This is a genomic window from Streptomyces sp. NPDC012835 (assembly GCF_042900885.1).
In the GTDB taxonomy this organism is placed as follows: domain Bacteria; phylum Actinomycetota; class Actinomycetes; order Streptomycetales; family Streptomycetaceae; genus Streptomyces.
In genome coordinates this window covers 1,030,751-1,048,712 of the sequence record NZ_JBIBBW010000002.1, presented here as the reverse complement: position 1 = coordinate 1,048,712, position 17,962 = coordinate 1,030,751, and the positions used below count along the sequence as shown (strand labels likewise).

Here is a 17,962-nt window from a genome sequence, read left to right as displayed (position 1 = left end):
AACACGGGAGGGGGGAGGTCACGCGGGCGGCCGGATATTGGGTCGCGGTGGCTGACCCCCGTGGACTACGGTCGGTCGCTTGTGCCCGATTCTGCTGGCAGGCGGTAGACGGCAGGCGATCGGCAACCAGTGGACAGGAGGGGGCGAAAGTGGTGCGGCTGTACGCGGTCGTGGCCGCGGGCGGGTTCCGACGGTACGCGACCTATCGCGTGGCGACCGTCGCGGGGGTGTTCACCAACTCCGTCTTCGGCTTCATCGTGGCGTACGCCTACACGGCGCTCTGGGAAGCGAGACCGCAGCTCGGCGGCTACGACCTCAGCCAGGCCGTGACGTACGTGTGGCTGGGCCAGGCGCTGCTGGCCGCCTGCGCGACGATGGGCGGCGGCTTCGAGGACGAGCTGATCGAGCGTATCCGTACGGGCGACATCGCCGTCGACCTCTACCGGCCCGTCGACCTTCAGCTGTGGTGGCTGGCGGGGGATCTGGGCCGCGCCGCGTTCCACCTGCTGGGGCGCGGGGTCATCCCGATGGCGGTCGGCGCGTTCGCCTTCGATCTGGCGCTGCCCGGTGATCCGCTGACCTGGCTGGCGTTCCTGTGCGCGGTGCTGCTCGGGCTAGTGGTCAGCTTCGCCATCCGGTTCCTGATCGCGCTGTCCGCGTTCTGGCTGATGGACGGCGCGGGGGTGGCGCAGCTGGGGATGCTGGCGGCGATGTTCTTCTCCGGGATGCTGCTGCCGCTGAACGTCTTCCCCGGGGCGCTGGGCGAGCTGGCGCGGGCGCTGCCCTGGTCGTCGCTGCTCCAGATCCCGGCGGACGTCTTCCTGGGGCAGCGCGCCGGGTGGGACCTGCTGGCCGCGTTCGGGTTCCAGGCGGGCTGGGCGCTGGCGCTGCTCGCGGCGGGCCGGGCGCTCCAGTCCGTCGCGACGAGCAGGGTGGTGGTCCAGGGTGGCTGAGGACGCGGTGGCCGGAGACGTGGTGGCCGAGGGCACGGTGGCCGGGGGCTCGTCGGCCGAGGGCACGGTGGTCGTGGCGCCGGCGCGGCCGGAGTCCGTCGCGGAGCTGTGGATTCCGAAGCTGTCGCGCGGCGCGATGGTGTGGAACGGGCTACGGGCGTACGGACTGATCGTCGCCATGTGGACCCGGTCCACGATGGCGTACCGCGCGTCGTTCGCGATGATGGCGTTCGGTAACTTCGCGGCGACCGCCTTCGACTTCCTGGCGATCCTGATCATGTTCTCCCACATCGAGGCCCTCGGCGGTTACTCGCTGTCCGAGGTGGCCTTTCTGTACGGGCTCACCGGTACCGCCTTCGGCCTCGCCGAGCTGTTCCTCGGATCGATGAACCGGCTGGGCCGCCGGGTGCGCGACGGCACGCTCGACACGCTGCTGGTGCGGCCCGTACCCGTACTGGCGCAGGTCGCGGCGGACAAGTTCGCCCTGCGCCGGTTCGGCCGGGTGGTCCAGGGACTGCTGGTGCTGGGGTACGGGCTGCTGACGCTGGACATCGACTGGACGGTCGTGCGGCTGCTGATGCTGCCGATGATGCTCCTGAGCGGTACGGCGATCTTCGGGGCGGTGTTCGTGCTGGGCGGGGCGTTCCAGTTCTGGGCGCAGGACGGCTCGGAGGTGCAGAACGCCTTCACGTACGGCGGGAACACCCTGCTCCAGTACCCGCCGTCGGTCTTCGGCAAGGAGCTGGTGCGCGGGGTGACGTTCGTGGTCCCGCTGGCCTTCGTCAACTGGATTCCGGCGCTGTACGTCATGGGGCGCGAGGTGCCGTTGGGGCTGCCGGAGGCGGTCGCCTTCCTGCCGCCGGTGGTGGCGGTGGTGAGCTGCGCGGTGGCGGGGCTGGCATGGCGGGCGGGGCTGCGGGCGTACCGCAGTACGGGAAGCTGAGAAGGGGTTGACGTGGGCACGGACGACAGGGATTTCATCGAACTGGAAGGCGTCGAGAAGGTCTTCGACGTCCGCCGCAAGGCGGGACTCCTGCGCCGTGAGAGACATCAGGTGCGTGCCGTCGACAGCATCTCGTTCCGCGTGGGGCGCGGCGAGATGGTCGGCTACATCGGCCCGAACGGCGCCGGGAAGTCCACCACCATCAAGATGCTCACCGGCATCCTGACCCCGAGCGCGGGCCGGCTCCGGGTCGCGGGCATCGACCCGTCACGGGAGCGCACCAGGCTCGCGCACCGGATCGGGGTGGTCTTCGGGCAGCGCACCACGCTCTGGTGGGACCTGCCGCTGATCGATTCGTACCGCCTGATGCGCCGGATGTACCGCGTCCCGGACGCGCGGTTCCGGGAGAATCTGGACCGCTGCGTCGAACTCCTCGATCTGGGCGAGCTGTTGGACGTACCGGTACGGCAGCTCTCGCTCGGCCAGCGGATGCGCGGCGACATCGCGGCGGCGCTGCTGCACGATCCCGAGGTGCTGTATCTGGACGAACCGACCATCGGTCTCGATGTGATCTCCAAGGCCAGGGTCAGGGGCTTCCTGCGGGACCTGAACGCGGAGCGCGGCACGACGGTGCTGCTCACGACGCACGACCTCACCGACATCGAACAGCTCTGCCGGCGGGTCATGGTCATCGACCACGGGCGGCTGCTGTACGACGGCGCGCTGACCGGGCTGCACGAGGTGGGGGAGAGCGAGCGGACACTCGTCGTCGATCTGGAGCGGGAGCTGCCGCCGATCGACCTGCCGGGCACGCCCGCCCGGACGGTACGGACGCAGGGCCCGAGGCAGTGGCTGGCGTTCCCCGCGACGGAGTCGGCGGCGCCGCTGGTGGCCCGGATCGCGGCGGAGTATCCGCTGGTGGATCTGTCGGTGCGGGAGCCGGACATCGAGGACGTGATCGCCAAGATGTACGCCGATCGCTCAGCTGTGTGACGTGGACCGCACCGTTGACTACTCTGACGCCATGACGAGTGAGCGGCCCGCGTTCCGGCCCGAACCCCGCCTCGAACCCCGCCCCGGACCCGGTCTCGACACGCGCGCTTCGGACGCCGAGCGGGAACAGATCGCGGAACGGCTGCGCGAGGCCGTCGCCGAAGGGCGGCTCGACATGGAGGAGTTCGAGGAGCGCCTCGACAGCGCGTACAAGGCGCGTACGTATGGCGAGTTGGTGCCGCTCGTACGGGACCTGCCAGCGCCGGGCACCGCGACGGACATGGCGCTCGCCGCGCAGGCGGGTGGCGCTCCTGACGTCTGGGGTGAGCGGATCGGCCGGGGACCCGCCACGTCCAAGGGGGCGTTCGCGTTCTGGGGCGGCTTCGCCCGCAAGGGCAGGTGGACGGTGGGCCGGACGTTCACGGCGGCCGTCTTCCAGGCGGGCGGTGAGATCGACCTGCGCGAGGCGCGGTTCGAGGGCCGCGATGTGGTGATCCGGTGCTTCGCGGTCATGGGCGGCGTCCATGTCAAGGCGCCGCCGGACATGCGGGTCGAGGTACGGGGCTTCGGGCTGATGGGCGGCTTCGGCGAGGAGGGCGAGGAGGAGGCCGTCGTCGCGCCGGGCTCGCCCCGGGTGGTCGTCACCGGGTTCGCGCTGATGGGCGGGGTCGGGGTGGAGCGGAAGGTGACGAAGGCGGAGCGGGAGCGGCGGCGCCTGGAGAAGAAGCGCCGCAAGGAGCTGGGCTGAGGGGGCGGCGGGCGCGCGGGGCGTGCGGGGCGTGCGGGGCGTGCGGGACGCACGGGATGCGCGGGACGTGCGGGGCGCGCGGGATGCGCAGGGCGTGCGGGGCACGCAGGGCGTGCGGGGCGTGCGGGATGCGCGGGCCGCCGGGGCCGACTCCGTACGGGACCGCCCTCGGCGACAACCTGCGCTCCATCGAGCACCTCACGGATGTCCAGGCCGCCGCCGACCTCTTCCGCCTGGTCTGACCGCGCCTGACCTGACCGCGCCTGACCTGACCGCGCCTGACCTGACCGCGCCTGGTCTGACCGTGCCTGACCTGAATTCCGTCTGACCTGACCGCACCTGACCTGAACTTCGTCTGACCTGAACTCCGTCCGATCCGATCGGGCGGCGGGCGGCGGGCGGCGGGCGGTGGGCGGTGGTTCACAGCCGCGCCGGCGTCTTCTCCTCCAGCGACCGCAGATCGAGGTGGCGCCCCATCGCCCGGTAGCCCGCGTCGTTCGGGTGCAGATGGTCGCCCGAGTCGTACGCCGGCCGCAGCCGGTGCGGCGCGTACGGGTCGCGGAGGGCCCGGTCGAAGTCCACCACGTCGTCGAAGACCCGCCCCGCGCGGATCTCCGCGTTCACCCGCTCCCGTACGGACTCGGTGACCGGGTTGTACGTGTGGTACCCGCCGAACGGCGTCAGCGTCGAGCCGATGACCCGCAGCCCGCGCGCGTGGGCCTGCCGCGTCAGGTCCCTGAGCCCGGCGGTGATCCGCGCGGGGTCGGTCTCGCCGCGCAGGATGTCGTTGATGCCGAGGTCGATGACCACGGCCTTCACGCCCGCCCGGTCGAGGGCGTCTTGCTGGAAACGCGAGACCCCGCTCGCGCCTCTGCCCATCTCAGGGGAGCCCAGCAGGACACGGTTGCCGCCGATGCCCGCGTTGACCACGCCGATGTGCCGCTCGCGCAGCCGGCCGGCCAGGACATCGGGCCAGCGCCCGTTCGCGTCGACACGCGAGCCGACCCCGTCGGTGATCGAGTCCCCGAAGGCGACGACCGCCCCCGGCGCACGCCGGTTGAGGACATCGACGGCGGTGAGGTAGCGCCACACCGTGGCCGACTCGGTGTAGGCGGCGGAGCCGAGGTCCTCCGTACGGTCGCCGAGGGCGAGGTACGAGGTCTGCGTGGCCTGCCGGTGATACGTGACGGGACCACCGGCCACCGGGGTGTAGAGCGTCACGAGCAGATCACCGGCGTACGGCACGGCCAGCGGCACCGGATCGCTGACGACCCGCCCGCCCGGCGGGATGGTCACGCCCGCCCGCTGCCCGAACAGCAGCCGCCGCATGCTCCCGGGCACCGCTTCGGCGCTGCTCGCGCCGGCCCCGCCGCCCCGGCCGACCGCGACCGAGGCGTGGCCTATCAGCAGGGGAGTGGGGCTGTAGAGGTTGGAGAGGGTGACCCGGACGCTGGTACCGCCGATGCTGGTGTGCACGACGTTGCGAACGGTGCGCCCCGGGAAGCCGTTCGGCGCCCCCGGCTCGGCCCCGCCGGGCGCGGCGGCCCACGTACCGGTCCACGTATCGGCGGAGGCGGGCGCGGCGGTGCCCACGGGGGTACGGGCCTGGGCGCCGCTGCCGCTGTCGCTGCCCTGGCCGCCGCTCCCCGCGGCCGCCCGCGTACCGGCGCCCGTACCCGTACCCGTCATCGCGCCGAGCCCCGCGATGATGGCGCCGCACACCAGCGCCACTATCCCCACGAGCGCTCCGAGCAGGGCGAATCCGCGGTATCTGGTCATGGCCCTGTTCTCCCTCACACCTCTGTACAGAAGACATCATCCGACATGGCCCGGGAACTCGACGGGCGCCCCGGGAGTACGACAGACGGAACCTCCGGGCAGGGACAATGTGTACGGATGGGATCGCGGCGTGCGGCGCGGTACGTACGGGGCGCCGCGCGCAGGCGGCCGGTGTGTGTACGGGACCTGTGCGTATGGCACCTGTGCGTACGGCACCTGTACACGTGGACGGGCGGAACGAACGGTGGAGCGGATGGAACGTACGGATCCGGACAGAGCGCCGGAGGGCGGCGACGGTACACCGGAGAGGCCCGGGGCCCTTCCGCCGGGGAAGCGCGCCGCCGCCCGGGAAGACGCTCCCGAGGGGAAGGACGTTCCCTCGGGCGAGGAGATTTCCGCAGGCACCAGGGCTGCCGCCGGGACCGGGGCTTCCGCAGGCACCGGGGCTGCCACCGGAACCGGGGCTGCTACCGGGACCGGGGCTGCCACCGGAACCGGAGCTTCCGTCGGCACCGGGGCTGCCGCAGGAAAACCCGCTCCGCGCGGCCTCGGTTCTTTCTCGTACACGGCCGCCGACGCGGAGAAGTTCCGTGGCGTCCGCCGGATGAAGGCCACCGCCACCGGACTGCTCGTCCTGGTCGCCGTCGTCTACACCCTCGCCACCTGGGCGAAGAACTCCGGTGCGGGCGGCTGGGCCGGCTATGTCGCGGCGGCGGCCGAGGCGGGGATGGTCGGCGCGCTGGCCGACTGGTTCGCGGTGACGGCGCTGTTCCGCCGCCCGCTGGGCCTGCCCATCCCGCACACCGCGATCATCGCGAACAAGAAGGACCAGCTCGGCGCCTCTCTCGGTACGTTCGTCGGCGAGAACTTCCTCTCGGCCGCCGTCGTACGCGACCGGCTGCGCGGCCTCGGTATCGGCCGCAGGCTCGGCACCTGGCTCGCGGAACCCGCCCACGCCGACCGCGTCACCGCCGAACTCGCCACCGCGCTGCGCGGCGCGCTGACCGTCCTGCGCGACTCCGACGTCCAGGCGGTGGTCGGAGAGGCCATCACCCGCCGTGCCGACGCGGTGGAGGTCGCCCCCGGCATCGGCAAGACACTCGACAAGGTCGTCTCCGACGGCGCCCACCACCGCGCCGTCGACCTGATCTGCGCCCGCGCGCACGACTGGCTGATCGAACACGGTGACTCGGTCATGGACGCGGTCCAGGGCGGCGCCCCCGGCTGGACGCCGCGCTTCGTCGACCGGAGGATCGGCGACCGCGTCTACAAGGAGTTGCTGCGCTTCATCACCGAGATGCGCGACATGCCCGCCCACCCGGCGCGCGGCGCCATCGACCGCTTCCTGCGCGACTTCGCCACCGACCTCCAGTCGGACACGGAGACCCGCGCGCGGGTCGAACGGCTCAAGTCGGAGCTGCTGGCCCGGCCCGAGGTGCAGGACATCATCGCCTCCGCCTGGTCCTCCGTACGCGCCATGATCATGTCGGCGGCCGAGGACGACCGCAGCGAACTGCGCCTGCGGGCCCGCGCTTCGCTGCTGTCGCTGGGATCGCGGCTGGTGACGGACGAGCGGTTGCAGGGGAAGCTGGACGGCTGGACCGAGGACGCGGCGGCGTATGTCGTCTCCACCTACCGGGGCGAGATCACCTCGCTGATCTCGGACACGGTGGCGGGCTGGGACGCGGACGACACCTCGAAGAAGATCGAGGCGCACATCGGCCGGGACCTTCAGTTCATCCGGATCAACGGCACGGTGGTCGGGGCGCTGGCGGGCCTGCTGATCTATACGGTCTCGCACGCGCTGGGCGGCTGAGGCCCAGGGCCAGGGCCAGGGCCAGGGCCAGGGCCAGGGCCAGGGCCCGGACCCGGACCCTGACCCTGGGAGCGTAAAAGATCGCTGGGCGCGTGACGCGGACCCTGTCGTCCGTTCACGCGCCCAGCAACCATGGGGGAGTTGCTCTTGAATACGGACGCGGGTGCGGGCGTGTTCAACGAGCGCGGAACTCGTTTCCCGGCTGTTCGCCACTCCGCCCGGAGTCACGTCTCCGGGCGAGGGGGTCACGGCCCGCGCGGCGGGTGACGGCCCGGTCGTACCCTGCGCGGTATGACCGCGACGACGAGGACCGTGATCAACGACGGCGTACGGCTGTCCTGCCGCGACTACGGCGGCACCGGGACCGGCCGACCGCTCCTCCTGCTCCACGGCCTGGCGGGGTACGCCGCGGAATGGGACGCTCTCGTACGTCGCCTCTCGCGGGGGCCGGCTCCGGCGCGCCGGGTGGTGGCGTACGACGCGCGCGGCCACGGCGCGAGCGACCCGCGGCCCGGCGACGTCTCGCGGGAGGCTCACGTGGCGGATGCGATCGCCGTCGTGGAGCAGCTCGGACTCGACCGGCCGGTCCTGGTCGGCCAGTCGCTCGGCGGTCATACGGCGATGCTCGCCGCCGCCGCGCATCCGGATCTGTGGCACGCGCTGACGCTGGTGGAGGCGGGGCCCGAGGGCCCGCGACCCCAACTCCCGTACCGCATCGGCAGCTGGCTGGACTCCTGGCCGGTGCCCTTCCCGTCCGTCGAGGCGGCGGCCGACTTCTTCGGCGGCGGTCCGGCGGGCCGGGCCTGGGCGGACGGCCTGGCGGCACATCCGGACGGACTGCGTCCCCGTGTGGACCGGGAGGTGATGGTCGCCTGCGTGGCCGAGCCGGCGCGCCGTTCCTTCTGGACGGAGTGGGAGCGGGTGCGCTGTCCCACGCTGGTGGTGCGGGGAGCGGCCGGGTTCATGTCGGCGGCGGAGGCGGCGAAGATGCGGGCGCGACGCCCGGGGACGGTGGTACGGGTGGTGCAGTCGGCGGCTCACGACGTTCATCTGGACCGGCCGGAGGCGCTGGGGGAGACGATCGAGGAGTTTCTGGCCTCCCACGAACGCAGCTGAGGACACGAGAGATTGTCACAGCCGGTGCGGGTGTGTCCGTTTCCGGTGCGGGGTGGGCACGAACTCCCCATGATCCGAACGACCGCCGCCGACGCGGCCATTGCACGGCTGGCCGGCACGCAGATGCGGCTGGCGACCTCACGCCAACTTCGGGCCGCCGGCCTCTCGTCCAGCACCACGGCACGCCGGTGCCGGCCGGGCGGCCCCTGGCAGCGCCCGCTGCCGGGAGTGGTCCTGATACAGACCGGAGAACCGACCACGCGGCAACGGCTGCTGGCGGCGGTGCTGTACGGGGATACGGGCGCGGGCGGCGACCGAGACGTCGGCAGCCCCTCCCCAGGTCTCCCGAGTTCCGCGCTGACGGGCGAGGCGGCGCTGTCGCTGTACGGGGTACGCGGGGCGGGCGGCGAGCGGGCCGACGTCCTGGTCGACGCCCGGCGTGGCCTGCGCGACAGGTCGTACGTACGCGTACGCCGTACGAACCGCTGGCCGCCCACCCTGCTGGTCGACGGCATCCCCTGCGTGCGTCCGGTCCGCGCGGCATCCGACTTCGCGGCCCATGAACCGTCGCCGGAGCGCGTCCGCGCGATCCTCGCGGCCACCGTCCAGAAGTGTCCCTGCCATCCGGAGGACCTCCGTGCCGAACTCCGCGCCTCTCACGCGCTGCGCAACTCGGCCGTGCGAGCTGTCCTGGACGAACTCCGCGCCGGTATCCAGTCCATCGCCGAAGGACAGGCCCGCGACACCCTGCGTGCCGCGGGCGTCCCCGACGCCCTCTGGAACCCAACTCTCCTCACGGCGACCGGCGCCTTCCTCGCCCGTCCGGACGCCTACTGGCCGTTCGCCGGTGTGGCGTTGGAGATCGACTCGGAGCAGTTCCACCTGGGCGTCGCCGAATACCGCTCCACCCTCCGCCGCCGCCTCCGGATGGAAGCCCACGGCATCGACGTGGTCAGCGCTGTCCCCGCTCTGGTCCGTGACCACCCCCAGGAGCTGGTCAGGGCGGTCACGGCCAAACTCCGTCAGGGCACGGCCCGCCCGGACCGCCCGGAGGTCATCATCCGCCCGTACCGATAGCGCCCGAGAGGAGGGCGCCCGCAGCAGCGCGGGCAGCGGCGGCCCGTACCTCGGCGGCCCGAGCCCGAACCCGGCCCGGCGCCAGCGCCCCCGCACGCCGTACGGGCGCGGGCTCACCCCGGCAGGCACCGCACTCGCCGCCCACCAGGGCCTCGGCCCGACCGGGAGCCCGGCACTTGGCGCACTCCACGACCCGAGAAGGCGCCCGCACGAACACCTCCGGAGCCTCCGCGGGCCAGGGCGGCAGCTTGGCGGTGAGCCGCGCGCGGACGAGCCCGGCCGGATGATGAACGGGCGAGGGCAGCCCGTAGCTGAGAGACCGCAGCACATCCTCCTCACCGGCACCGCGCGCGAACCACTCGGCGGCCAGCGGCTCCAGAGCAGCGCAGTCGGCGGCGGACAACGTCAGAACGGGACACCGGCGCCCGAGGGAGGCGAGCAAGGAATAGCCCCGCGACCGCTCGGGCAGCCGCGCCGGAACAGAAGCAGGAACCGGCTCACCCTCATCGGCGCCTACACCCCATTCGGCATCGTCCCGGGCGGCCCGGGAGAACCACGTACGGGTGACCCACCGAGCACCGTGCGGCCCGACGACATGCTCCCGCTTCCGGAACAGATGCCCGGCGCGCTGAAGGAAGTTCAGCGCGGTACGCAGGGCGCACTGGCCGTAGTCCATCACCTTGGCCAGGGCCTTCACCGAAATATCGGCACCGTCCGGCAGCCGGTCGATGAACGAGGCGATGGCGGCTTCGCGCACGGGGAGATGAGCGAAGCCCTCACCTTGCGACCTCGACTCACCGGGAAGGGACCGCTTCCCATACCCAGCACGGGCCATGGGATGAGGAGCAGCGTGCGCGGGGCGCGGGACATCACTAAACTGGCTGTCAGCCATGGGGATCGCCGTTTCGATCTCGTTGGTCAGGCCCTCGCCAGGTGTTCCAGCACCAGGCGGGGGCCATTTACGTCTGAGGGCACGCTAGACCGAGGTCACCCTGAGTGGCAAGCCGAACGCGAAAGGTCAACGCCCCCCGGTGTGGCGACGGTAGGGAGGGTGGGTGGGAACAAGAACCAACCACTCCAAACAAACAGGGCTCGCCGCCCGAAGCTCAACCCCCAAGCACACAAAGCCCCCCAACGCCCCAGCTCACAACCTCCCCCGCATCAACTCACCCCCCAAGCCCCGAGCCCCGAACCGCCCCGAGGAACCCGTCCCATGCGCTGCGCCGCACGGATATGAGGGGGCCCAGCGGCCGCTTCGAGTCACGGACGCTAACGCCGGCCACCGCCAGGTCGGCCACCTCTACGCACTCCCCGCCGGTGCTGTTGCTGTAGCTGCTCTTGTGCCACTGAGGGACAGCGGGAGACGCGGTCATCGGGAGTGTTCCTCCATGACTGAACGGATCAGCGATGCTGATCTCTGGGGGTTCAGAGCGAGCGCTCTGAGATGATCGAAAGCCTTGGAGTAGAGGCTTACTTCCGAAGGAAGTTCAAGGTAGACGGAGTCTGTCAGGCCCTCTCGGTACACCATGTCAGGGTCTTCCTGCTCCGGGAAGCCCAGCATGGTGAAGGCTCCGGTGAACGGGTAGGCCCCGCTGTCGAACGGTAGGACTTGCACCGTCACATTGCGCAACTCTGTTGCCGCCAAGACGCGTTGGAGCTGCGCGACCATCACCGTAGGGCTGCCGACGGTCTGCATCAGCGCGCTCTGGTGCACTACGGCCCAGAAGTCTGGCGGGTTCGTAGCCGAGAGAAGTTCCTGACGACGCATGCGTACGTCCACCAGGCGTTGGATCTCATCGGGAGCCTGATCAGGGGCGACTCGAGTCAGCTCAGTGGCGTACTCGGCCGTCTGAAGCAGCCCGGGAATGATCTCTGTCTGGAAGGTACGCAGAGTCGCTGCGGCTTGTTCGAGGCCCACGTACACGGAGAACCACGAGGGGACGGCATCACCGTGCGAGTGCCACCACCCTTTCGTCTTGGATTCCTTGGCGAGTGACTTCAGCAGCTCGCGCAACTCGTCGGACGTGTCGTAGAAGCGGCACAACGCGTCGATGTCCGAGGGCTGGACTCGCCCCTGCCTCGGGCGCGGAGTCGGGACGCGGAATGCTACTGGTCGATGAACTCGCGGAACGTTGGGGAGTATCTATCCGCTCGGACTCGAAGGTCGTGTGGTGTGAACTCGCCACCACCCTGACTTCGCCGCACGGGCATGCGGGTGGCCTTCAAGTGACCCGAAGCAAGGAACTCTTGACCTCCTACGCCACCGGACGCCGCCTGGACGCCGAAACCAACAGCCCGCTCTCGGCTGCCGTGGCGGAAGAGGCGGCGATCGGTTTGATCGCCGATCTCCTGCACTGGCTCCGAGCTCAAGGCTGCGACCCGGACGAAGCGCTGGATCGGGCCCAGACACACTACGAGGCGGAGGTCGAAGCGGGGTGTTGACCGAGCGGCGGCCGCGGCCGCCGACCTCAAGTGCGTGTTGAGAGTTGGTTGGGTCCTAGTGGGGGCTAGCCGGTCTCACCGTGAGGGGAGTTGTGGTCCGGCATGACGACCGATGCGGTCAAAGGTGATCGCGAAACACGCTGCCCTGTCTTAGGTTTGCTGTATGGGCATACAGGGGCTGCTGCGGGAGATCGCCGATACATACGACGCGAGCGAAGGGACGAGACGGGAGGTTGTGGGGCAGCGTGTGCTCCGCGAGGTCGCGAAGCGCACCGACTTGCACCTGCCATCCGGGCTCATCGTCAAGGGTTACGGAGGTCAGGCTAGCGCGGCCGCGACACCGTGGGTTGGAGTCTTCGACCCGGAAATTAATCGTGATCCCAGGGAGGGGCTATACCTTGCCTACATTTTCAGGGCTGATCTCCGGACGGTTTCGCTGACGCTTCAGCAAGGGATTACAAATCTCGAAGAGCGACTCGGAAAAGGAAAAGATCGGGAGGAGCATCTTCGTCATCACGCTAAGCGACTCCGTCGCGCCGTGGGCCGTCTACGGAGAAGTGGATGGGACGATGAGCCAGTTCTGCTTAGTAAGGTTAATCGACCCAAGGCGTATGAAGCGGCAAGCGTGATTTCTCGCTGCTATGACACCAATTCGCTACCGAGTGAGGATTCGCTGCAAGACGATCTTGCTCACGCGCTGGTGATGCTTAGAGAGGTGCACAGCCTCAATGAAGAGTGGTGGGATAGTGATGTTAGTGGACGTCCCGAGGTTGGTTTCGTTCCGGACCTTCATGTGGTGAGTGACGAAGACCTGTTGTCAGGTTTTAGCCCCAAAGATAGCTCCGAATACCTTGCAAATATCACTGCCAGGCAGCAGGTGAAGAAGCGTAACCACGAATTGCTCATCAAATCCTTTGGCCTGCATGTCGCCTCGCTTGGATTTACGCCGATAACAAAATCTATGCACCCTAGAGACGTTGTGCTGAAGCGCCCTAATGGGATCAGTGAGGCCGGCGAAGAGTGGCTGGTTGAGGCCAAGATAATTCGCAACGGTAACTCTACTGAGGCGGTGAGAGGGGCTGTCGGGCAACTGTATGAGTACAGTCACTTCTGGTATCGAGAGAAGAATCTCCCGAAGCCTCATCTCGTTGGGCTCTTCAACGAAAACATCGGAGTCTACGCAGATTATTTGGAGCATCAGGGGATTGGCTCGATTTGGCAGGACGGCGAAGGCTGGAGCGGGTCGAGCTTGGCTTCCGGCTGGGGGATGATCTGACCTCTGCCCGCGACGGGGGTGCCGGTGAGCACGCCGGGGCTGCGGTCCGGTGCGTTCGTTGGGAACCGGTGAGGTCAATGTCACCTGAGACCTGATCCACCCTCGCCCGCCACTACCCCGCCCCGTGGCACTTCCCGTACGTCTCCTCCGCCCCGCACCAGCACGCCGCGTTGCGGGCCGGGGGCCAGGGGGTGGCTCGGCCTCGGGCTGCCAGGGTGGTGGCGTACTGGGGGAGGAGCGGGGGGTGGGCCGGGGAGGACTGTTCCGAGGCGGCGAACGCTTCGTACGAGGGGACCGTGGCCGAGACGATGCCCAGGTTGGGGGTGCCCGTGGCGGACAGGTCGCGGAGGGAGGTCTCCAGGTGGGCTAGGTGGGCCTCGTGGGAGGGGTATTCCGTGGTGAGCGCCGGGTACGCCGTGAGGAGTTCGCGCAGTTCCGGGGCCGGCCAGTGCAGCACCGCCACCGGGAAGGGGCGGGAGAGGGCCGTGCGGTAGGAGCCCAGTTCGGCGCGGAGGCGGGTGATCTCGGCCTGGAGTTCGGCGGGGTTCTCGGAGCCCAGCGACCAGAGGCGCTTGGGGTCGTGGAGTTCGTCCAGCGCGACGGAGGCCGGGTTGACCTGGTCGGCCAGCGCGTCCCACGTGTCGTGGTCCAGGCCGAGCAGGCGGCGGACGCGGTGCCGGCCGATCAGCAGGGACTGGGTGGCGTACGGGACTTCCTCGTCCGGCGCGAGCAGCAGCTTCAGGCCCGAGGTGAAGGTGTCGTGGGCCGCCTCCAGCTCGTCGTGGGCCTCCAGGGTCTCCGCCACGATCTCCCACGGCGACGGTTCCAGCGGGGCCGCGGCGCGCACGCCGTCGATGATGGCGCGGGCCTCCGCCTCGTGACCGTACTCCCAGAGGTTGGCGGCCTTCAGCGCCTTGACCAGCTGGGGACGGTCGGGGGAGCCCGCGAGGAGGCTGTCGTAGAGGCCGGTGGCGCGGTCGTGGTCGCCGGCCAGTTCGAGGTGGGCCGCCGCCTGGAGGAGGAGGGGCTCGTTGTCCTCGGGGTACTGGGCCGCGGTGCGCAGCAGGCGCTCGGCTTCCGTGGTGTGGTCAGCAGGCAGCATGTCGGGGCGCATGGTGGACACCGTACTGCTGTCCGGGGTGCGTACGGAGGGGCCTGTCCGGGCCCGGTTCCGTTTCCCCGTGACGCCGCACTCCGTGTCCCGGCCGGGCTAAGGTCCTGACGTGCTTCGAGACCGCCCCCACCTGCTCTGGCTGCTGGTGCCCTTCGTCCTCTTCCTGGGCGCCCTGCCCTGGGTGAACCGGGTCCAGCCCGTCGTCCTCGGCCTGCCCTTCCTCGCCCTGTGGCTGCTCGGCTCCACCGTCGTCACCCCCTTCGCCGTCTGGCGCGCCTACCGGGGTGACCGGCGGCTGGCGGACCGGCGCCGAGCGGACCACCGGGGGGCCGGCCGGGGCGCGGCGGACCGGCGGGACCCGCACGGGGAGCGCGGATGAACGCCCTCGTCGCCACCTCCGTCTTCGGCCTCTTCATGGTCGCCACCGTCGGACTCGGGCTGCTCGCCGTCCGCGGCCGCGCGGGCACCGGAGGCGGCCTCGCCGAATGGTCCGTCGGCGGGCGCAGCCTCGGCGCCGTCTTCATCTGGGTCCTGATGGCGGGCGAGAGCTACACCAGCTTCAGCTACCTCGGCGCCGCCGGCTGGGGCTACAACTACGGCGCGCCCGTGCTCTACGTCGTCGCGTACATGTCCTGCGGTTACGCGGTCGGCTACGTCGTCGGCCCGATGCTCTGGCGCTACGCCCGCCGCCACGACCTGGTCGGCATCACGGACATCATCGCCCACCGCTACGGACGGCCCTGGCTCGGCGCCCTCGTCGCCGTCCTCGCGACCGTCTTCCTGCTCCCGTACATCCAGCTCCAGATCACCGGCATGGGCGTGGTCGTCTCGGTCATCTCGTACGGCACGATCAGCCTCGAACTCGGCTACTTCGTCGCCTTCGCCGTGACCACCGGCTTCGTCGTGGTCAGCGGGCTGCGCGGCAGCGCCTGGGTCTCCGTGCTCAAGGACGTGCTGGTGATCGGGACGCTCGGGTTCCTCGCCGTGTACGTGCCGACGCACTACTTCGACGGGTACGGGCCCCTCCTCGACCGGCTCCTGGACGAGAAGCGCGCCTGGCTCACCCTGCCGGGAGCGGGCGGGGAGGCCGGCGGGCTGGGAACGGCGTGGTTCGCGACGACCTCGCTGCTCAACGCCCTGACCGTCGTCATCTTCCCCACCACCGTCGCCGGATATCTGGGCGCCCGCAGCGCCGACGCGCTGCGCCGCAACGCGATCTGGCTGCCCGCGTACAACGTGCTGCTGTTCGTCCCGATGCTCCTCGGGATGGCCGCGATCTTCGTCGTCCCCGGGCTGACCGGCGCCGATTCGAACCTGGCGCTCTTCCGGCTCGTCGTCGACTCGCTGCCGGCCTGGGCGGTCGGGATCATCGGGGTCGCGGCGGCCCTCTCGTCGGTGGTGCCGATGGCCGTCTTCATGCTGGTGATCGGCACGATGTGGGGGCGCAGCGTCCTCTCCCTCGTCCCGCGCCTGCGGGCCCGGCAGAAGGGCGCGGCGCAGGTGGTGGTGGTCGCGGCGGGCGTGATCGCGCTGGTGATGACGTACACGGTGCCGAACACGCTCGTACGGCTCTCGCTGATCTCGTACGAGGCCATGGCGCAGCTGCTGCCCATGCTGCTGCTGGGACTGGTGTGGCGGCGGCTGACGGTGGTGGGCGGGCTGGCCGGGCTGGCCGTGGGGGTCGCGACGGTGTGCTCGCTCGTCTTCAGCGGCCACGATCCGGTGTGGGGGATCAACGCCGGGATCGTCGCCCTCGCCGCGAACCTGGTGGTGGCGGTGGGGGTGACGTACGCGGGGAGCCCCGACCGTCTCGACGGGAGGCCGGACGGCCGGCCGGACGCGGAGGTGCTCGCCCACGACTCCCTCGCTGACGACGGGGACGACGGCGGAGACGACGGCGACGCCCGGGACGGCGGTGCCGGGGCCGGTGCCGCCTCCTCGCGCGGCTCCAGCGCCGGTTGACTCATCGTGTATAACGGTTTGAAGCCCATATGCCTTATGGCGTACCGCGTATCGCGGAGGGCCTGTGGAGACGGCTCATGTCCTGTGCCGTGACGAGCGGGAGAAGAGAGGGGTCGGCCATGGTCCGCAGCGCGTTCCGGCTGCTGCGCCCCGCCGGTCTGCTGATCTTCCTGCTCACCGAGGTCCTGCTCGTCGACGCCGGCAGCCTCTCCGCCGCCGTCGCGCTCGCCGCCACCGCCGCCGTGGGGTCCACCCTCGCCGCCTGTGCCGTCATCAGCGCGCGCTCCGTGCCCGCCGTACCGCACCAGCGGGTACGGACGGCCATCCGCGACCGCGAGCAGCGCACCGCTTTCCTGCCGCAGCGCGATCCCGACGGCTCGGGCCGTATCAGGCCCCGAGCCCCCGGCCGTCTTCTGCCGACGGCCGCGTAGGGCTTCCCCGCCCCCGCACGCCCGCCGCTCGTCAGCTGCCCCGTCAGCTGTCTCCGGAGCCTGCCGCGCAGGTGACCCCGCGCGCGCCGTCATGCCGTATCCGCCATGCGCCACCTCAGCGCGATGGCTGTTTTCCCCCGGCACGACGAGACGCCCCGGAGGGCTCACCATGTCCGCTTTCATGTCCGCGTTCGCTTATCTGGTCGGGCAGCTGGCCGATCTTCTCCAGCCGCTGTTCCACGAGAGTGCCGCGGCGGCGGCGATCATCCTCTTCACCGCGTGCGTACGGCTCGCTGTGCACCCCCTCTCCCGGGCCTCGGCCCGTGGCCAGAAGGCCCGTACCAGGCTCGCCCCGCAGATCGCGGAGTTGCGGAAGAAGCACGCCAAGAACCCCGAGCGCATGCAGCAGGCGCTCATGGAACTGCACACGCGGGAGAAGGTCTCCCCGCTCTCCGGCTGCCTGCCGAGTCTGGCCCAGATGCCCGCGTTCTTCCTGATGTACCACCTCTTCTCCAGCCGCGAGATCGGCGGCCGGGCCAACGAGCTGCTCGGCCACTCCCTCTTCGCCGCGCCGCTCGGTGACCGCTGGACGGACGCGCTCTCGGGCGGCGGGGTGTTCGGGGGAGCGGGGCTGGTGTACGTGGCGCTCTTCGCGATCGTCGCGGGCGTGGCCACGTTCAACTTCCGGCGGACGAAGATCCAGATGGCGAAGGCGCCCGCGATGCCGGCCGGGCCCGACGGGCAGCAGGTCCCCGGCATGGGGGCGATGACGAAGGTGATGCCGCTGATGTCCTTCGCGACGCTTTTCACCGTCGGCGTCGTGCCGCTGGCCGCCGCGCTGTACGTGGTGACCAGTACGACCTGGGCTGCGGCCGAGCGCTACTTCCTCTACCGCGACGCTCCGGCCGCGGGCGCGCTGGCTCCGACGACCGCCATGTGACCGGGCCGCTCGTGTTCGTACGCTCACGCGTCGTGCGAGGTCTGTCGGCGGGCAGGCGGGCAGGCGGGTACGCGGGCGGGCGGTCCGGGCACGCGGGCAGGCGGGTCCGGGCAGGCGGGTCCGGGTACGCGGGCGGGCGGGTCCCGGTACGCGGCGCGGGTGGTCCCCGTGCGGCGCCCCCGTGGCACCCGCGTGCCTCGCGTGCCTCGTCCACGGTATGAACGCGGTCTTGCACAGTCATCCGATGTCTTGGAGGATCGGCCGATCCCGTCCGACGGCCGCGATTCCTGACGGCCGCGGCCGCCGGACGGGCCTTGCGGGCCGGGGCGAGCCGTCGCACGGATCAAGGCTGCCGGACGGATCAAGAGGGAG

The 17,962-nt window shown here is 70.6% G+C and carries 18 protein-coding genes; 13 read left to right on the top strand and 5 right to left on the bottom strand.

Going from position 1 to position 17,962, the window contains the following annotated elements:
* Nucleotides 1-152: 152 nt before the first annotated feature.
* The 4 genes from ACFY6S_RS12055 (at nucleotide 153) to ACFY6S_RS12040 (ending at nucleotide 3,637) form a co-directional block, all read left to right on the top strand.
* Nucleotides 153-953: an ABC transporter permease gene (locus ACFY6S_RS12055; protein ID WP_388825812.1), complete on the top strand. Its 801-nt coding sequence runs from the start codon at nucleotides 153-155 to the stop codon at nucleotides 951-953.
* 136 nt (nucleotides 954-1,089) lie between these two features.
* Nucleotides 1,090-1,896 (top strand): ABC transporter permease, encoded by an 807-nt coding sequence (locus tag ACFY6S_RS12050; protein WP_388825815.1) that lies wholly within the window; start codon nucleotides 1,090-1,092, stop codon nucleotides 1,894-1,896.
* A gap of 12 nt (nucleotides 1,897-1,908) precedes the next feature.
* Nucleotides 1,909-2,889, top strand: coding sequence for an ATP-binding cassette domain-containing protein (locus ACFY6S_RS12045; protein ID WP_388825193.1), 981 nt, complete (start codon nucleotides 1,909-1,911; stop codon nucleotides 2,887-2,889).
* Between the two features lie 31 nt (nucleotides 2,890-2,920).
* Nucleotides 2,921-3,637, top strand: coding sequence for a DUF1707 domain-containing protein (locus ACFY6S_RS12040; protein ID WP_388825196.1), 717 nt, complete (start codon nucleotides 2,921-2,923; stop codon nucleotides 3,635-3,637).
* Nucleotides 3,638-4,057: 420 nt separating this feature from the next.
* Here the strand turns inward: ACFY6S_RS12040 and ACFY6S_RS12035 are convergent, their stop codons facing one another.
* Nucleotides 4,058-5,416, bottom strand: coding sequence for an SGNH/GDSL hydrolase family protein (locus tag ACFY6S_RS12035; RefSeq protein ID WP_388825199.1), 1,359 nt, complete (start codon nucleotides 5,414-5,416; stop codon nucleotides 4,058-4,060).
* Nucleotides 5,417-5,660: 244 nt separating this feature from the next.
* On the opposite strand from ACFY6S_RS12035, the gene ACFY6S_RS12030 reads away from it, so the two are divergent.
* The 3 genes from ACFY6S_RS12030 to ACFY6S_RS12020 all read left to right on the top strand — a co-directional run bounded on the left by ACFY6S_RS12030 (nucleotide 5,661) and on the right by ACFY6S_RS12020 (nucleotide 9,425).
* On the top strand, nucleotides 5,661-7,232 hold the full coding sequence (locus tag ACFY6S_RS12030) for a DUF445 domain-containing protein (protein ID WP_388825201.1): 1,572 nt from the start codon (nucleotides 5,661-5,663) through the stop codon (nucleotides 7,230-7,232).
* A gap of 291 nt (nucleotides 7,233-7,523) precedes the next feature.
* Complete coding sequence (locus tag ACFY6S_RS12025) at nucleotides 7,524-8,348, top strand: alpha/beta fold hydrolase (RefSeq protein ID WP_388825204.1); 825 nt, start codon at nucleotides 7,524-7,526, stop codon at nucleotides 8,346-8,348.
* 69 nt (nucleotides 8,349-8,417) lie between these two features.
* Nucleotides 8,418-9,425, top strand: a complete 1,008-nt coding sequence (locus ACFY6S_RS12020; protein WP_388825207.1) for a hypothetical protein — start codon at nucleotides 8,418-8,420, stop codon at nucleotides 9,423-9,425.
* Here ACFY6S_RS12020 and ACFY6S_RS12015 read toward each other — a convergent pair.
* From ACFY6S_RS12015 to ACFY6S_RS12005, 3 genes are all read right to left on the bottom strand, one after another.
* On the bottom strand, nucleotides 9,406-10,317 hold the full coding sequence (locus tag ACFY6S_RS12015) for a hypothetical protein (protein ID WP_388825210.1): 912 nt from the start codon (nucleotides 10,315-10,317) through the stop codon (nucleotides 9,406-9,408). The two genes, ACFY6S_RS12020 and ACFY6S_RS12015, sit on opposite strands and share 20 nt — an antisense overlap.
* Nucleotides 10,318-10,591: 274 nt before the next feature.
* Nucleotides 10,592-10,798, bottom strand: coding sequence for a DUF397 domain-containing protein (locus ACFY6S_RS12010; protein ID WP_388825213.1), 207 nt, complete (start codon nucleotides 10,796-10,798; stop codon nucleotides 10,592-10,594).
* Nucleotides 10,795-11,469 (bottom strand): DUF5753 domain-containing protein, encoded by a 675-nt coding sequence (locus ACFY6S_RS12005; RefSeq protein ID WP_388825216.1) that lies wholly within the window; start codon nucleotides 11,467-11,469, stop codon nucleotides 10,795-10,797. Before ACFY6S_RS12005 ends, ACFY6S_RS12010 begins: the two co-directional genes overlap by 4 nt.
* Nucleotides 11,470-11,528: 59 nt before the next feature.
* Here ACFY6S_RS12005 and ACFY6S_RS12000 point away from each other — a divergent pair, with 59 nt between their 5' ends.
* The gene (locus ACFY6S_RS12000) at nucleotides 11,529-11,867 is read left to right on the top strand and encodes a hypothetical protein (protein ID WP_388825219.1); all 339 of its coding nucleotides are present in this window, start codon (nucleotides 11,529-11,531) and stop codon (nucleotides 11,865-11,867) included.
* Between the two features lie 163 nt (nucleotides 11,868-12,030).
* Nucleotides 12,031-13,143, top strand: a complete 1,113-nt coding sequence (locus ACFY6S_RS11995; protein ID WP_388825223.1) for an MrcB family domain-containing protein — start codon at nucleotides 12,031-12,033, stop codon at nucleotides 13,141-13,143.
* A gap of 112 nt (nucleotides 13,144-13,255) precedes the next feature.
* Here the strand turns inward: ACFY6S_RS11995 and ACFY6S_RS11990 are convergent, their stop codons facing one another.
* Nucleotides 13,256-14,257, bottom strand: a complete 1,002-nt coding sequence (locus ACFY6S_RS11990; protein ID WP_388825226.1) for an SEC-C metal-binding domain-containing protein — start codon at nucleotides 14,255-14,257, stop codon at nucleotides 13,256-13,258.
* 109 nt (nucleotides 14,258-14,366) lie between these two features.
* Here ACFY6S_RS11990 and ACFY6S_RS11985 point away from each other — a divergent pair, with 109 nt between their 5' ends.
* The 4 genes from ACFY6S_RS11985 (at nucleotide 14,367) to ACFY6S_RS11970 (ending at nucleotide 17,590) form a co-directional block, all read left to right on the top strand.
* Nucleotides 14,367-14,636, top strand: coding sequence for a DUF3311 domain-containing protein (locus tag ACFY6S_RS11985; RefSeq protein ID WP_388825229.1), 270 nt, complete (start codon nucleotides 14,367-14,369; stop codon nucleotides 14,634-14,636).
* Complete coding sequence (locus tag ACFY6S_RS11980; RefSeq protein WP_388825232.1) at nucleotides 14,633-16,219, top strand: sodium:solute symporter; 1,587 nt, start codon at nucleotides 14,633-14,635, stop codon at nucleotides 16,217-16,219. Before ACFY6S_RS11985 ends, ACFY6S_RS11980 begins: the two co-directional genes overlap by 4 nt.
* 119 nt (nucleotides 16,220-16,338) lie before the next feature.
* Nucleotides 16,339-16,650 (top strand): DUF6412 domain-containing protein, encoded by a 312-nt coding sequence (locus ACFY6S_RS11975; RefSeq protein WP_329067912.1) that lies wholly within the window; start codon nucleotides 16,339-16,341, stop codon nucleotides 16,648-16,650.
* A 169-nt stretch (nucleotides 16,651-16,819) separates the two neighbouring features.
* Nucleotides 16,820-17,590 carry a YidC/Oxa1 family membrane protein insertase gene (locus ACFY6S_RS11970; RefSeq protein WP_388825236.1) on the top strand — a complete coding sequence of 257 codons (771 nt, stop codon included), beginning with the start codon at nucleotides 16,820-16,822 and terminating at the stop codon, nucleotides 17,588-17,590.
* Nucleotides 17,591-17,962 lie beyond the last annotated feature (372 nt).